The organism is Ruegeria sp. AJ12 (assembly GCF_056536245.1).
On record NZ_JBQFJJ010000001.1, the window covers coordinates 2,376,810 to 2,391,522 of the forward strand.

Below are 14,713 nucleotides of genomic sequence, written 5' to 3' on the forward strand. Positions count from 1 at the left end.
TGCCCCGGACCTTAGAGTGCCGCGCCTTCGATCCGAGGCTTCAGCCGATTCACGGCATTGGTTACTTCCTCGTGATGGGGATGTATAGCCAGCGCACGGGAATAGGCTTTGTAGGCCTGTTCCGGCTGGTCCAGAACTTCAAAGATCAGGCCCAGCCCGTAGATGGCTTCGTAATGGTTGGGATTGAGCGTCAGTGCATATTCCAGATCAGCCGCGGCCATGCCGTAGCGATCTATGCCAAAAAACGCCGATGCGCGCAGATGCCAGCCCTCGGCAAAACCCGGAGCGTGATCGGTGAGCGCCGTCAGATGATCCAGCGCGGCATCGATGTCGCCATCGTCCAGCGCCTCGCGCCCCCGTTCCAGCAGCAGATCAGCAGAGGCAGACCCGGACTGGGACCACAGCGCTTTGAGCTGCCGGTCGATGCCGATAGCCTGCTCGGGCGAGGCCTGAACCAGACGTTGCAGCAATTCTGATTCGTCCTGAGAGTCCGCCTGTTGCGCAAAAGAACTGGTGGAATACATGACTAGGACGACAAGTGCCGCGACGATACCTTTGAGAATGTCGTTTGCAATGGCCATAACAATATTCAGTGTAGCGTTGCGACCGGGGATGTCCATTCACGGCGCACAAACAAAGTGAGGAAGATCATGAGCGACACTCTGGAAAAAGCTGCAGCCGCGCTGAACGAAAAACTTGCAGGCGGCGCGTTTGACGCTTCGGCCAAATTTGCCATCGCCGATCTGGGCGCTATCGTTCTGGACGCAGACGGTGCACGGGTCAGCGACGACGATGCCGACGTGACCCTGAGCGCGGATGTGGATACGTTCGAACAAATCCTCAGCGGCGACCTGAACCCGACAGGCGCGTTCATGTCCGGCAAGCTGAGCGTGGATGGAGACATGGGTATCGCCATGAAACTTGCTTCGGTGCTGGCCTGATGGAGTATTCGCCGGCCCCCTTTTTTGAAGACGTGGCCGGCGGTCCTGCCGGTGGTGCGGCACATTGGCTGAATACTTCGGACGGCAAGCGCATTCGCATGGCCCACTGGCTGCCCGAAGGTGAAGCCAGCGGAACGGTGATGCTGTTTCCCGGTCGTACGGAATACATTGAGAAATACGGCGACACGGCCGGTGAATTCGTACGTCGCGGGTTTGCCGCGCTGGCCGTGGACTGGCGTGGTCAGGGGCTGGCGGATCGTCTGCTCGACAATCCGAGGATCGGCCATGTCGACCATTTCCCCGACTATCAAAACGACGTGATGGCGATTCTGGATCTGGTCACACTGCTGAACCTGCCGCAGCCGTGGTATGTGATCGGTCACTCCATGGGAGGGGCCATTGGGCTTCGCGCGGTTATCGAACAGAAGTGTTTCGCGGCCTGCGCCTTCACCGGACCGATGTGGGGCATCTACTTTACGCCGATCATGAAGCCACTCAGCCGGGTGACCGCCTATTGGGGCACACGGCTTGGCCTGGGTGAAAAGACACCGCCCACGACCACTTTGGAAAGCTACGTTCTGGCCCAGCCGTTCGAAGGCAATGTGCTGACCCGCGATCCGGCCACGTACAAGATGATGCAGGACCAGTTGACCGCACATCCCGAGTTGGCGCTCGGCGCGCCATCAAATCGCTGGTTGCGTGAGGCCCTGGACGAATGTGCCTGGCTGATGGAGCGTCCCGCCCCGGAAACGCCCTGCCTGACGTTTCTTGGCAGCCACGAGCAGATCGTTGACCGGGACGCAATCCGCGCGCGTATAGCCAACTGGCCAAGCGGAACGCTGGTTGAGATCCCGGATGGCGAACATGAGGTGCTGATGGAAGGGCCGGATGTGCGTGGGCCTGTTTTTGAACAACTGGCCGCTCATTTCCTTGCTGCACAGTCGCTGGATACACCCGAGGCAGCCGTGTCGCGCTAAGCGCTTGTGGTCCCAGCCTCGCGCGCCTAGATGTTTGCGACAGAGATTCATCGAGGTGACATATGCGCGACCTGCCCTTTCCCGTTCGTGACGCAAACGCCATTGGCGGTTCAGACAATCTGGGTGACCTTCCGGAATGGGATCTGAGCGATCTCTACACCTCGGACGAGGCACCTGAACTGGCGCGCGATCTGGAGTGGCTGGAAAAAGAATGCGCTGCGTTTGCCTCGGACTACGAAGGCAAGCTCGCGGATCTGAACGCGGAAAGCCTGCTGACCTGTGTACAGCGCAATGAAAAGATCAACGCTGTTGCCGGCCGGATCATGTCCTTTGCAGGCCTGCGCTATTACCAACTGACCACGGATGCCGAACGCGCCAAATTCCTGTCGGACATGCAGGAAAAGGTCACGATCTTCACCACGCCGCTGGTCTTCTTCACGCTCGAAATCAACCGGATCGATGACAATGTGCTGAAATCCCATTTTACAGCGAATGCGGACCTCGCCCGTTACGAACCCGTCTTCCGGCGCATCCGGGCGATGAAACCGTACCAGCTGTCGGATGAGTTGGAAAAATTCCTCCATGATCTGGGTGTTGTCGGCGACGCGTGGGAGCGTCTGTTTGACGAAACCATCGCCGGTCTTACCTTCACGGTCGATGGCGACAAACTGAACATCGAAGGCACTCTGAACCTGCTGACCGAACAGGACCGCAGCAAGCGCGAGGCGGCCGCCCGGGAACTGGCTTCGGTCTTTCAGGACAACATCAAAACCTTTGCCCGCGTCCACAACACGCAGGCCAAGGAAAAGGAAATCCTCGATCGCTGGCGCAAAATGCCGACTGCGCAAACGGGCCGCCACCTGTCGAACGATGTCGAACCCGAAGTGGTCGAGGCGTTGCGGGAGGCCGTCGTCGCGGCCTACCCCAAGCTCAGCCACCGCTATTACGAACTCAAACGCAAATGGCTGGGGCTGGATGTCATGCAGGTCTGGGATCGCAACGCGCCGCTGCCAATGGAAGACACACGGATCGTCAATTGGGCCGAGGCGGAAAAGACAGTGATGGACGCCTACACCGCCTTTGACCCACGCATGGCGGACATCGCGGCCCCGTTTTTCTCGAAAGGCTGGATCGATGCGGCCGTGAAGCCCGGCAAGGCACCCGGCGCATTTGCGCATCCGACCGTCACCGAAGTGCACCCTTATGTCATGCTCAACTATCTGGGCAAGCCGCGCGATGTGATGACGCTGGCACATGAATTGGGTCATGGCGTCCATCAGGTTCTGGCCGCCGATCAGGGTGAAATGCTGTCATCCACCCCTCTGACACTGGCCGAGACGGCGTCGGTATTCGGCGAGATGCTGACTTTCCGCAAAATGCTGGATCACGCCGAAACACCTGAACAGCGCAAGGTTCTTCTGGCCGGCAAAGTCGAGGACATGATCAACACGGTGGTCCGCCAGATCGCCTTCTACGACTTTGAGTGCAAACTGCACGCGGCCCGCCGCGAGGGCGAGTTGACCCCGGATGACATCAACGCGCTGTGGATGAGCGTTCAGGCCGAAAGCCTTGGTCCGGCGTTCGAATTCATGGACGGGTACGAGACCTTCTGGGCGTATATCCCGCACTTCGTGCATTCGCCCTTCTACGTTTACGCCTATGCATTCGGGGACGGCCTGGTAAACGCGCTCTACTCGGTCTACGAGAGCGGCGCGGACGGCTTCGAGGACAAATACTTCGAAATGCTGCGCGCCGGTGGGTCCAAACATCACAAGGAGTTGCTGGAACCGTTTGGTCTGGACGCCAGCGACCCAAAGTTCTGGGATAAGGGCCTGTCGATGATCTCCGGCCTGATCGACGAGTTGGAAGCGATGGAAGGGTGAGGATTGCCCAGGTCGTTAAAGGCCTGGGAGATTGTCCGCTTTGCGGACATGGACGAAACCGCTCTCGCGGTATTGGCGCTTGGGGCAATGACTGCGCATTAATTCAACAGTGGATTTGGCGAACTGACGCGCCTGTCTGACGATTTGGACCTTCTCAATCTGATGACAGGAGGTTCCGATGACGGACCAATATGTGCCGAAGCTACGCCAGCGTTTTCTTGAAGACATGCGGATCAAGGGGCTGCAGCCCAAGACGCAGACGATGTATCTGCGGGCGATGCACGATTTCACGCGGTTTCTGGGGCATGCGCCAGACAGTGCGACACCGGAGGAGTTGCGGGGGTTCCAGCTCGACATGAAGGCGCGCGGCGTTGGTGCGCCGACCTTCAACAACCGGCTGACCGTGCTGAGCTTCTTCTTCGCCACGACCTGCCCGCGCCCTGAGATGAAGCGGCATATGCGCTATCAGCGGGCGGCCAAGAAGATCCCGGTGGTGCTGAGCGCCGAGGAAGTCGCGCGTATTCTCGAAGCTGCGCCGGGACCGGGGCTCAGATATCGTGCTGCCTTCAGTGTTGCCTATGGTGGCGGGCTGCGCGCCAGCGAGGTCACGCATCTGAAGGTCGGCGATATCGATAGCGACCGGATGCTGATCCGGGTCGACCAGGGCAAGGGCCGCAAGGATCGTCACGTGATGCTGTCGCCCAGTTTGCTCGAACTGCTGCGCGACTATTATCGCGAGGCGCGCCCGAGGGGGTGGATGTTCCCCGGCCGCAGCCGGATCGACCCGATCTCGACACGGCAGTTCAACCGGGCGTTCGGGGTGGCCTGCGACTTCGCCGAGATCAGGAAGAATGTCTCGCCCCATACGCTGCGGCACAGCTTTGCCACGCATCTTCTGGAGGGCGGGACGGATATCCGGGTGATCCAGGTCCTGCTCGGTCACGCCAAACTGGAGACCACAACGATCTACACGAAGGTGGCGACCAAGATGATTCAGGATGTGACCAGTCCGCTCGATCTGTTGGTGAGACGAGAGGCGGCACCCGGCTAATCCCGGTCCATGCCCCCTCATCGCTGCAAGCAGCGACTGTCGGGCAATGGACCAAAGCTGGAGGTCGCGGATATCTTCCGCGCCCATGGGCCTGCGTATCGCCGCGAACATGCAGGACATCTGAACCTGCAGCAGTTGAAGGTGATGTCCGCGATCGAGAGTTGCCGCACCGCCGCGCTTGGCGGGCACGTGGCGTCTTGCACAAAGTGCGATCACCAGCACATCGCTTACAACTCCTGTCGCAATCGACACTGCCCAAAGTGCCAGGGGGCAACCGCCCGCGACTGGATGCAGGCGCGGATGGAAGACCTGTTGCCGGTCGAATACTTCCATGTGGTGTTCACGCTGCCTGCGCCAATCGCGGACATGGCGTACCAGAACAAGGCGGCGGTCTATGGACTGTTGTTCAGAGCCTCAGCCCAGACGCTCCTGACCATCGCCGCCGATCCGAAGCATCTGGGCGCGCGGATAGGCATGACCAGCGTGCTGCACACATGGGGATCAGCGATGACGCATCACCCGCATGTCCACGTCGTGGTCCCCGGCGGCGGAGTGTCAACGGATGGCACCAGCTGGATCGGCTGCCGCCCAGGGTTCTTCCTGCCGGTGAAAGTCCTGTCGCGGCTGTTCCGGCGTTTGTTCCTGGAAGGGCTGCTCCGGTTGCACAAGGCAGGCAGGTTGCGCTTCTTTGGCAATCTGGTGGGGCTGGCAGACCCGAATATCTTCGCTGCGCACCTCGCCCCGCTGCGCGAAGCCGACTGGGTTGTCTATGCCAAGCCGCCCTTCGGAGGGCCCGAACAGGTGCTTGCCTATCTCAGCCGATACACCCATCGTGTGGCAATCTCGAACCACCGCCTGGTCACTGCCGACGCGGACACGGTTACCTTCCGGTGGAAAGACTATCGCATCAAGCGCGGGGATCGGATGAAGGTCATGCGCCTGCCCACAGGTGAGTTCATCCGCCGCTTCCTGATCCATGTCCTGCCTCCCGGCTTCCACCGCATCCGCCACGCGGGCTTCCTCGCTAACGGTATCCGCCGCGACAGGATCGAGAAGATCAGGCGTTTGTTGGATCAAACAGGCGAACCTGACCCAATGGCCGACAAAGAAGCGCACGCCGAAGCACTGGAACAAGACCTGAAACACACATGCCCAAAATGCGGCAGCACGATGCGTGTGGTCGAGATCTTCACCCGTGGCCAAACCCCAAAATCCCGCGCCCCGCCATGGGAGGATGCCGCATGAGCCAAAAATCAAACCCGGCCCCACCATCCGGAGGCACCGGACCAGTCTGTGCGCTCAAATTCCTGAAAAGCGTGCCAAAACGGCGTGCGAAGATCAAAATCGAGACCGATCAATGACATGCGCTGCCGAATCCGATCGGCCAGCACTACACGTCGCCAAAGGCGATACTGTGCTGCGCTTCAATTGCAGAAGCCCGTAACGCACAATCCCCATAGCACCAAAATCCTCCCGCGCTTTCTTCCTTGTCAGGTTTGTCGCCGCTGCAGCTCACGCTGACAGCAGCCACAAACCTTGGACAAAGCTGCCATTCTCCCGAAGAAAATGAACGACCGCTCTGTTAAGGAACACATTGTAGGGTTGTTCAAACGATCCTATCCAGTGGATCGAAATGCAAACACCCTATTGCAATTTCGGAAGCGGTGGCCGTCGTGCCTCGTCCACAGCCTGATCTAAAAAGCGAATGAAGTTTGCCATGGAGTCGAGGTGCTCCTCCATCGGGGGGCCGCACTTCCATAGTTCGGTGAACGCGCCATTGGTGAAGAGTTTGCAATCCCAACCACGCAAAGAGAATTGAATCAGCTGTTTGAAATGGAGCGTATTCAAGCCTTCATCCTCCGCAAAGCTGACGGTTTGCATGTCGCACCTGTCATTACAGAACAGCACGACATATCGACCCTGAAACATACGGGATTTTGACAAGTAAACACGGCGCTGGTTCTCAAGTGAGCTGTGGTCAATAATATCGAAGTTTTGCGAAGCGGGACGCAAGAACGCGCGCAGCGAGGCATATGTGGGTTTGGGGTCACCCTTCCAAAACTGCGCCGGGCCCAAAACCTCAAGAAATACGTTATTGCGGTTAGGTTCTTCAGCCCTAAATTGCCCTCTGTAGACAATAATATAGTCTTCCCATCGGGCAAAGGGCATGGTGGGCTCTGCACATTGAACAATATAGGGGTTCGCGCGATGATCCAAAGCCGCCCCACGAAGCACCTTACCGTCCAAGTATTCGGTTTCATCATAGCTATCAGTCGTTAACCGACAGGTGTCCCCCGCAAACGGCTGGGCATAATGGATTAGGTTTAGGGTCTCCTGCCCGATGTTCTTGACGACATATCCTTCTGGTATGTCATCGCAGTCGTACTGCGCGCAGAAATTCGTCCATTCCTCGGCTTTCCTGCGGATTTTCTCTGCCCGCTCAGCCTCGACCCTCTCACTGTGCGTCGGAGCGGTAAACACCAAATACGCAAAATAGCCAATCCAGACCACCGCGATGAGAATTGCCACGGCGATAAATGCGACTATCGCGGAAAGGAGATAGCGAAAGAAGCGTTTCAGAATCATAGAGTTTCGGCCCAGAACCACATCGTTGACAGCTTGTGTCAGCATTCGGGCGAAACTTTGACCCATTTCCGGGTCACAGGGGTTACTTTCCCAGTGTGGCGAACAGGGCTTTCTAACGACCTTCGAACCAAAGCCGTCGGTGTGAGTCTTGGCAATTAGAGATAACTAAAGCCGACATTGGCACCATGCGCAGCTTCTGCACTTTGGGCTCAAAGCTGACACCTAAGACCTCACTTCAACTGACTGTCCTTTGACCCCCGGCGATTGATCCCGGAGCGGGATTTAAACGAACTGTCGCGCTCCTGCTGACAATCGAGACAAAGTTTAACGCCGGGCAACGCGAGGCGGCGCTTTTCCGGGATCGGTTCCTCGCACTCCGCACAATGGGTGAGGCTGTCGCCAACAGGTCGCTTTTGCGCCTGCATTCGTGCCAGTTCATCCGAAATTGACGCTTCGATCTGTTCGCTGACCGCGCCGTCCCGCGCCCATCCTCCGGCCATGGCTCATCTCCTGATCAGGGGACTGTCAGGATAGGCCGGTCCGGGCAGGTCTGGCAAGCTACAGCGAAACCGCGCCCTCAAATACACGGTCAATCATCTCTTGCGTTCCGCGTGAAAATTCCAGCGGACAGGGGTAATCGGCACCATCGCGGACGGACCGGCAGAAGGCTTCCACCTGCAGCTTATAGTGATCGTCGCCTGGGAACCGGGTCACCTGCACTTCCAGCCCCGGTCGGTGCACCTCCACCCGCGCCTCGCCAAACACGCGGGCATTGAAGGGTGCGGTCAACCGGATCACGCCGCCTTCACCATGAAATACTATTTCCTGATGCGGATGCATCCGGATGGAGACATAGCTGGAATAGGTGAAATCGGGAAACTGCGCCCGAATTTCGGTGAAAATATCGATGTCATTCTGCCAGCGGATCGCGGATTGAACCGACACCGGCTCTTGCCCGGTGGCGAACCGGGCGCCACCGATCACGTAGACACCGATATCCCGCAAACCGCCGCCACCGGTTTCCGCCCGGTTGCGAATGTTGCCTGTGTCCTGACGGTTGTCGAAACTGAACGCCCCGGTCACATGTACCAATTGACCGATTGCCCCGTCGGCGATCAGTTTTCGCGTCAATTGCCACTGCGGATGGTGAACGATCATATAGGCTTCGGCGGCCAGCAAACCGGTCTGATCCCGTTTTGCGATCAGAGCATCAAACTCATCCGCGTGCATGGTCATGGGTTTTTCACACAGCACATGCTTGCCTGCGTCCAGCGCTTTCAGGCTCCAATCGACATGCAGATGGTTGGGCAAAGGAATATACAGCACATCAATCTCGGGGTCCGCAAGCATCGCGTCATAGTCGTCATAAACATTGAGGTCGGGACAAAACGTGAGAAACGGATCGGCCTTGGCCGGGTCCGAGGTCGCAAGTCCCGCCAACCGGGCCCCGTCGGCCGCATGTATGGCCGGTGCCATGTATTGCCGGGCAAACTTGGCAGCCCCCAACACGCCCCACTGAACCGGTTTCGGCATCATACTCTCCCTGATTTCGACGCGCCGGCCAATTGATCGCACGGCATCTGCCCAATCCGGGCCTTTTACCAATCAACCGACGCCAAGTCAGGCTTTTCTCTTGGGCCGTCATCCGCAATCTTCTGGTCCAGGGACGGAGGATTCAAAGATGCGCAGGTTTCTGAAATGGGTTGGTGGCATTCTGGTGCTGGCGGTGGTTGCGGGGGCGGTTGTTTTCTTTGTCTTCCTGCCGCCATATGTGGAACGCTCGCGCAACAATGTGATCGATCACGCGCCCTATCCGGTGTCCGACGGGGCGGCGGCGTTACATGAAACCCTGATCATCGGCGACCTGCATGCCGACCCTCTGTTATGGAGCCGGGATCTGACCGAACGTGGCACGCGCGGACAGGTCGATATCCCGCGCCTGATCGGGGGCAACGTCGCGCTGCAGGTGTTTACCGCCGTGACCAAGTCACCGGCCGGACAGAACTATGAGGCCAATTCAGCCGAGGCCTTCGACAACATAACGCTTTTGGCGGTCGGGCAGTTGTGGCCGTTGCGAACATGGGACAGCCTGAAAGAACGGGCGATTTATCAGGCACAGAAGCTGCACCAGTTCGAGGCAGCATCAGATGGTCGCCTGAAGGTCATCAAAACACGCGCCGACCTCGAGGAGGTTCTGACCAAACGCGCGCAGGGAGAGCCGATTGTTGGTGGCATTCTGGGGATCGAAGGCGCGCATCCTCTTGAGGGGGATATGGCCAATCTGGATCCGATATACGAGGCCGGGCACCGCGTCTTTGGCCTGCACCATTTCTTTGACAATGAACTCGGCGGATCGCTGCACGGTCAGGGGAATGCCGGTCTGTCCGACTTTGGCCGGCAGGTTGTTGAAGAACTGGCCCGGCGCCCGGTGGTCATCGATCTGGCCCATTCCAGCCCGCAGGTTGCACGCGACGTGATCGAAATGACGGATGTCCCCCTGATCGTCAGCCATGGCGGGTTGCACGGGTTTTGTCCGGTCAAGCGGAACTACCCCGATGACCTGATGATGGAGATTGCCGCCACCGGTGGCGTTATCGGAATGGGGTATTGGGCGGATGTCACATGCGGAGATATTGCGCCCTCGGGTATCGCCAAAATGATCAAAGCGGCAATCGATACAGTGGGCGAAGATCACGTTTCACTCGGTTCGGATTATGACGGATCGGTCGAAACGGCCTTCGATACATCGGAACTGGCAGCTTTGACCTCAGCATTGGTCGCCGAGGGGCTGACCGAAGAGCAGATCCGCAAGGTCATGGGCGAAAACATGGTTCGCGTGTTCCGAACCCAGTTGAAATAGGACAGAAAAAAACCGGCCCGATCATCGTCGGGCCGGTTTCAATGTCCTTAGAGTTGTCTCAGACCGTGCTGAGCATGCCTTTTTCACGCGCAAGTTCGCGCATCTTTTTCTGCAGCTTTTCAAAGGCGCGCACTTCGATCTGGCGAATGCGTTCCCGGCTGACATTGTATTGCGTGCTCAACTCTTCCAGCGTGACCGGCTGATCCATCAGACGGCGTTGTGTCAGAATGTCCTTTTCACGATCGTTCAGCACGTCCAGCGCGGCTGCCAGCAACTCACGACGCGCATCCAACTCGTCCCGCGCCTCGTAATCACCGGCCTGATCGGCATCTTCGTCTTCCAGCCAGTCCTGCCATTGCATGGTGCCTTCGCCTTCGGAACCGACGGTCGCATTCAGCGAGGCATCGCCACCAGACATGCGGCGGTTCATGCTGATCACTTCTTCTTCGGTCACACCCAGATCGGTTGCGATCCGTGTGACGTTTTCCGGGCGCAGATCACCTTCTTCCAGCGCACCAATGCGTGCCTTGGCCTTGCGCAGGTTGAAGAACAGCTTTTTCTGGGCCGATGTCGTGCCGAGTTTGACCAGTGACCACGACCGCAGGATGTATTCCTGAATCGAGGCCCGAATCCACCACATCGCATAGGTTGCCAGGCGGAAACCCTTTTCCGGGTCAAACCGCTTGACGGCCTGCATCAGGCCCACATTGGCTTCCGAGATCACTTCGGCCTGGGGCAAACCATAACCTCGGTACCCCATGGCGATCTTGGCCGCCAAGCGCAGGTGCGAGGTGACCATTTTATGCGCGGCTTCCGTATCTTGCTCTTCCACCCAGCGCTTGGCCAGCATGTACTCTTCTTCCGGCTCCAGCAGGGGAAACTTGCGAATTTCCTGCATATAGCGGTTCAGGCCGCCCTCAGGCGTCGGCGCGGGGAGATTTGCGTAATTTGCCATTTTGATGTCCCTCCGACAAATGTTTAAGTCTTTAACATACGATATGGGTAAGAAACCCAACCTGTTCAAGAGGTGTTGTTACCAGTCTGAAATTAAGCTTGTGTAAAGGAAAGCTAAGAAACTCTTATTCACAGGACTTTGCTTATTGTGTCAGCGGTTTTTGCAATTGTGCAATCAGAGTCCCCATGTCAGACGGCAAACCGGCCTCAAATCTCAGGTTTTGACCTGAAACCGGATGCACGAAGCCCAATACAGCGGCATGCAGTGCCTGACGCGGAAAACCGCGCACAGCCTCGGCTGTTGCATCGCTGAACGCCCGTGCTGCAAGTTTGCGCTTGCCCCCATAGACCGGGTCGCCGACCAATCCGTGTCCGGCATGCGCCAAATGCACGCGAATCTGATGCGTACGCCCTGTCTCCAACCAGCACTCGATCAGCGCCAGCCCAGCGGGGTTGCCAAACGTCTCGACCACGCGCGCACGGGTCACAGCGTGGCGGCCACCGTGAAACAGAACCGCCTGTTTCTGGCGATCCACCTTGTGACGGGCCAGTTGGGTGGTGATCCGCATGATGTTGCCGGGCTCAAAGCTCACGCCTTTGACGCCACGCAGGCGGGGGTCATTGGCGTCCGGCACTCCGTAGCAAAGGGCCCGATAATAGCGTTCGACGCTATGTGCCTCGAATTGTGCGGCCAACCCGTGATGCGCAATGTCGGATTTGGCAACCACCAGGAGCCCACTGGTGTCCTTATCGATACGGTGCACGATTCCGGGGCGTTTGACGCCCCCCACCCCGGACAGATCCTCGCCGCAGTGATGCAACAGGGCGTTCACAAGCGTCCCGTTGGGTGAACCAGGCGCGGGATGCACCACCATGCCAACCGGCTTGTTGACCACGATCAGGTCGTCATCCTCATGGATGATCTCAAGCGGAATATCCTCGGGGCCGATATGGCTGTCCTCGGCCTCGGCCACCGCAATGACCACCGTCGCGCCTTCCGTGACTTTCGATTTGGGGTCGCGTGCAACGGTGCCATCAACCTGCACCGCTCCGTCTTCGATCAACCGGACCAAACGGGTGCGCGAGAGGGCCTCCGCCGCTGGCACATCCCGTGAAAGCGCCTTATCAAGGCGGGGCGGCGGAGCAGCCGCGATCTGAAACTCAATCTGGCGGGTGCCCATGACTGTCCCTTCCGAACCCCAGGAACCGCAGGAAACGCCGCAGCTTCGTCTGCTGCGGCGCATGGTCATGCTGCTGACCGCGGTGATGATTGGCGGGGTTCTAGTGACATTCGCGCTGATTGTCATCCGGCTATCGGACCGAACCCCCACCCTGCCCGATCAGATCGAACTGCCCGACGGCGCGCGCGCGCAGGCCCTGACCATCGGCAATAACTGGTATGCGGTGGTGACGGACGACAACCGCGTTCTGATCTTTGACAAGACGACAGGCAAACTGCGCCAGGACATTCCGGTTGAATAACAGCCAGCGTAGAGTTTTGGACCGGGTCCAAAGCTAGCCCGCCTTCGGTCCACACTTCCGCTCCGCGGGCTTAGCTCAGAGGGGCCTTTTCAGGTTCGACATCGTGCTTTTTGCAAAGGTCATCCAGCATGGAACCTTTCGGTGGCAACCCTCCATGCTCATCGACCAGCAGTTGGCGCAAACCCGACGCATACAAGTGGATGGAAACTGTGTCTTTATGAAACTTGTGTTGAGACGGCTGGCAGAAAACGCGCCTGTCACCGGCGCGGAACGGGTACAGAATCCTCGTCGGAAGCGCCTTTGACACTTCCCCGCTTTGCGCCAGGAAATAGCTGAGCGCAGCGGGTCCCAGAGTGCCCCATCGCATGTATCGAAAATCCATCGGCAGCCCTGAGTTTTCGAACTCGGTTTTCCATTTTTCGCTCCACCAAGGTGGAATCGCCCCTGTCTGTTCGACAAACTCAATCAGAGCGCCGAGCGCGGGACTGGTTTTTGGCAGCGACAGAACCCCGTTGGGGACATAGTCACCCCGTCTGGAAAAGAAATATCCGTCGACGGGCACAAATGGCTTGAGAGCGTAGGCATCCGTATCGACCCAAAAGAAGTCGGTGTTGTTCAAAAGCCAAATCCGAAACACGTCAGAGTGAATTGCCGGACTGCCGATCAAATGTCGACGACCCGCCAATTGTCTCATGATTTCAGATGGATCAAAGATGTTCCGCGCGTCGGCCTGAATGACATAGTCCGGAGCATTCTGAACCCGTTCGTATGTAAACTATGTTACCGGTTGGCCGAGATCCGCAAACGACTTCAGACACAGAAGGTCCAAATAGCTCAACCGCTCACCGATCCAAAGCGATGCAGGCTGGCTTCGAACGGGCTGTTCCGTCATCTTTCAGGGTCCTTTAAGTCAATCACGTCGGACCAGAGCCAGCGAAATGCGGGAGCGTTGAGTTCGACATGCAACAAGTCATCCAGTGAGTTGGTGCAGGAGCGGGGAATGGAGTTCCTCTTCTAAGCGATCATCTTGCCCCATAGGTCTTCGATGTCCGGCATGCCCCGCAGTTTTTCTATCTGCCTCCGATGCTCCTGACAGCAAGCCTGATGAAGTGATGCGGTTTCTGGATCCGACATCAGTACTTCGTAACATGCCCTCTTTCGATCCGCGATGACGTCAATCGAATAGTCGGTCACCGCGTTCTGATTCATGTTGTTCCAGTATTCCATGCCGAGGCTGCCACCCAAGTGGTGTGCCCGACCCCGCAGTTTCTTAACAAGGTAGCTTTCGCAGGATTTCAGCGCATAGTGGTTGATCTGAACGAAATCATATCCGATGGAATCCCGTGCCGAGCGCCAGCTTTGCGTGAAATACCGCTCTGGCATCAGTTCACCTGAGCCGTTGTACCAATGGCACTCGGCCATGGTTTCGGCGGTTGGTTGCTTTGGTCTGTGAACGCCCAATGCATCCCAAAGCTCGCGTTGGAACATTGTTTTAAAGCCCCACGCCTGCGGCGGACGCGGTTTGAACTCGGGTGCCGCCTGGCGAAACTGTTCGGACAGAAACTCGTCTTTGTAGGCAACGATGCCACCATTCCCGAACAGTCGCCAGGTCATAGATATCGTTCGGGCATCAGGGATGGCATGTGTCAGGGCGCGCAAGGAGTTATCGCCCGCCCGCACATTGATCAACTCATCGGCATCGATCGGAACAACCCAGTCCCTGGGTCCGGCCAAATCCATCCTGAGAAACGCTTTGTACGCCCGCTTCTGCGGGCTGGTCTGGCGGCGGGAGTTGTTGTCGACATGGATCAACACACCAAGCACATCAAGCCGCTGCAGCAACTCATCCGTTCCATCCGAGCAGTCGTTTGTCATCACGACCATCTGATCAATGCCGATAGCTTGATTGTGTGCGACCCACTCCAGAATGAACGGACCTTCGTTCTTCATAGGAGTTATGCTCACGAAACGAGGATCTT

15 protein-coding genes are annotated in these 14,713 nt (G+C 57.9%); 7 read left to right on the plus strand and 8 right to left on the minus strand.

What is annotated here, in order from left to right:
• Positions 1–11: 11 nt before the first annotated feature.
• Positions 12–581, minus strand: a complete 570-nt coding sequence (locus tag ACR3E0_RS11995; protein ID WP_480479046.1) for a tetratricopeptide repeat protein — start codon at positions 579–581, stop codon at positions 12–14.
• Between the two features lie 69 nt (positions 582–650).
• On the opposite strand from ACR3E0_RS11995, the gene ACR3E0_RS12000 reads away from it, so the two are divergent.
• The 5 genes from ACR3E0_RS12000 (at position 651) to ACR3E0_RS12020 (ending at position 6,097) form a co-directional block, all read left to right on the plus strand.
• Positions 651–941, plus strand: a complete 291-nt coding sequence (locus ACR3E0_RS12000) for an SCP2 sterol-binding domain-containing protein (protein ID WP_480479048.1) — start codon at positions 651–653, stop codon at positions 939–941.
• On the plus strand, positions 941–1,918 hold the full coding sequence (locus ACR3E0_RS12005; RefSeq protein WP_480479049.1) for an alpha/beta fold hydrolase: 978 nt from the start codon (positions 941–943) through the stop codon (positions 1,916–1,918). The genes ACR3E0_RS12000 and ACR3E0_RS12005 overlap by 1 nt, the downstream gene beginning before the upstream one ends.
• Before the next feature lie 62 nt (positions 1,919–1,980).
• The gene (locus tag ACR3E0_RS12010; protein ID WP_480479050.1) at positions 1,981–3,801 is read left to right on the plus strand and encodes a M3 family oligoendopeptidase; all 1,821 of its coding nucleotides are present in this window, start codon (positions 1,981–1,983) and stop codon (positions 3,799–3,801) included.
• Between the two features lie 178 nt (positions 3,802–3,979).
• Entirely contained in the window at positions 3,980–4,852 is an 873-nt protein-coding gene (locus tag ACR3E0_RS12015; protein ID WP_480479051.1) for a tyrosine-type recombinase/integrase, read from the plus strand.
• 9 nt (positions 4,853–4,861) lie between these two features.
• The gene (locus tag ACR3E0_RS12020; protein ID WP_480479052.1) at positions 4,862–6,097 is read left to right on the plus strand and encodes an IS91 family transposase; all 1,236 of its coding nucleotides are present in this window, start codon (positions 4,862–4,864) and stop codon (positions 6,095–6,097) included.
• A 399-nt stretch (positions 6,098–6,496) separates the two neighbouring features.
• Here the strand turns inward: ACR3E0_RS12020 and ACR3E0_RS12025 are convergent, their stop codons facing one another.
• The 3 genes from ACR3E0_RS12025 to ACR3E0_RS12035 all read right to left on the minus strand — a co-directional run bounded on the left by ACR3E0_RS12025 (position 6,497) and on the right by ACR3E0_RS12035 (position 8,971).
• Positions 6,497–7,483, minus strand: a complete 987-nt coding sequence (locus tag ACR3E0_RS12025) for a hypothetical protein (RefSeq protein ID WP_480479053.1) — start codon at positions 7,481–7,483, stop codon at positions 6,497–6,499.
• A 185-nt stretch (positions 7,484–7,668) separates the two neighbouring features.
• Positions 7,669–7,938, minus strand: a complete 270-nt coding sequence (locus ACR3E0_RS12030; protein ID WP_480479054.1) for a DksA/TraR family C4-type zinc finger protein — start codon at positions 7,936–7,938, stop codon at positions 7,669–7,671.
• A 58-nt stretch (positions 7,939–7,996) separates the two neighbouring features.
• Positions 7,997–8,971: a Gfo/Idh/MocA family protein gene (locus ACR3E0_RS12035; protein ID WP_480479055.1), complete on the minus strand. Its 975-nt coding sequence runs from the start codon at positions 8,969–8,971 to the stop codon at positions 7,997–7,999.
• A gap of 148 nt (positions 8,972–9,119) precedes the next feature.
• Here ACR3E0_RS12035 and ACR3E0_RS12040 point away from each other — a divergent pair, with 148 nt between their 5' ends.
• Positions 9,120–10,298, plus strand: coding sequence for a dipeptidase (locus ACR3E0_RS12040; protein WP_480479056.1), 1,179 nt, complete (start codon positions 9,120–9,122; stop codon positions 10,296–10,298).
• Positions 10,299–10,356: 58 nt separating this feature from the next.
• Here ACR3E0_RS12040 and rpoH read toward each other — a convergent pair whose 3' ends face one another.
• Together rpoH and ACR3E0_RS12050 are read right to left on the minus strand one after the other, a co-directional pair.
• Positions 10,357–11,253 (minus strand): RNA polymerase sigma factor RpoH, encoded by an 897-nt coding sequence (gene rpoH, locus ACR3E0_RS12045; protein WP_480479057.1) that lies wholly within the window; start codon positions 11,251–11,253, stop codon positions 10,357–10,359.
• A 142-nt stretch (positions 11,254–11,395) separates the two neighbouring features.
• The gene (locus tag ACR3E0_RS12050; protein WP_480479058.1) at positions 11,396–12,433 is read right to left on the minus strand and encodes an RluA family pseudouridine synthase; all 1,038 of its coding nucleotides are present in this window, start codon (positions 12,431–12,433) and stop codon (positions 11,396–11,398) included.
• Here ACR3E0_RS12050 and ACR3E0_RS12055 point away from each other — a divergent pair.
• Positions 12,432–12,734, plus strand: a complete 303-nt coding sequence (locus tag ACR3E0_RS12055; protein ID WP_480479059.1) for a DUF6476 family protein — start codon at positions 12,432–12,434, stop codon at positions 12,732–12,734. The two genes, ACR3E0_RS12050 and ACR3E0_RS12055, sit on opposite strands and share 2 nt — an antisense overlap.
• Before the next feature lie 70 nt (positions 12,735–12,804).
• Here ACR3E0_RS12055 and ACR3E0_RS12060 read toward each other — a convergent pair whose 3' ends face one another.
• Entirely contained in the window at positions 12,805–13,371 is a 567-nt protein-coding gene (locus ACR3E0_RS12060) for a hypothetical protein (RefSeq protein WP_480479060.1), read from the minus strand.
• A gap of 377 nt (positions 13,372–13,748) precedes the next feature.
• Positions 13,749–14,684, minus strand: coding sequence for a glycosyltransferase family 2 protein (locus tag ACR3E0_RS12065; protein WP_480479061.1), 936 nt, complete (start codon positions 14,682–14,684; stop codon positions 13,749–13,751).
• Positions 14,685–14,713: the final 29 nt, after the last annotated feature.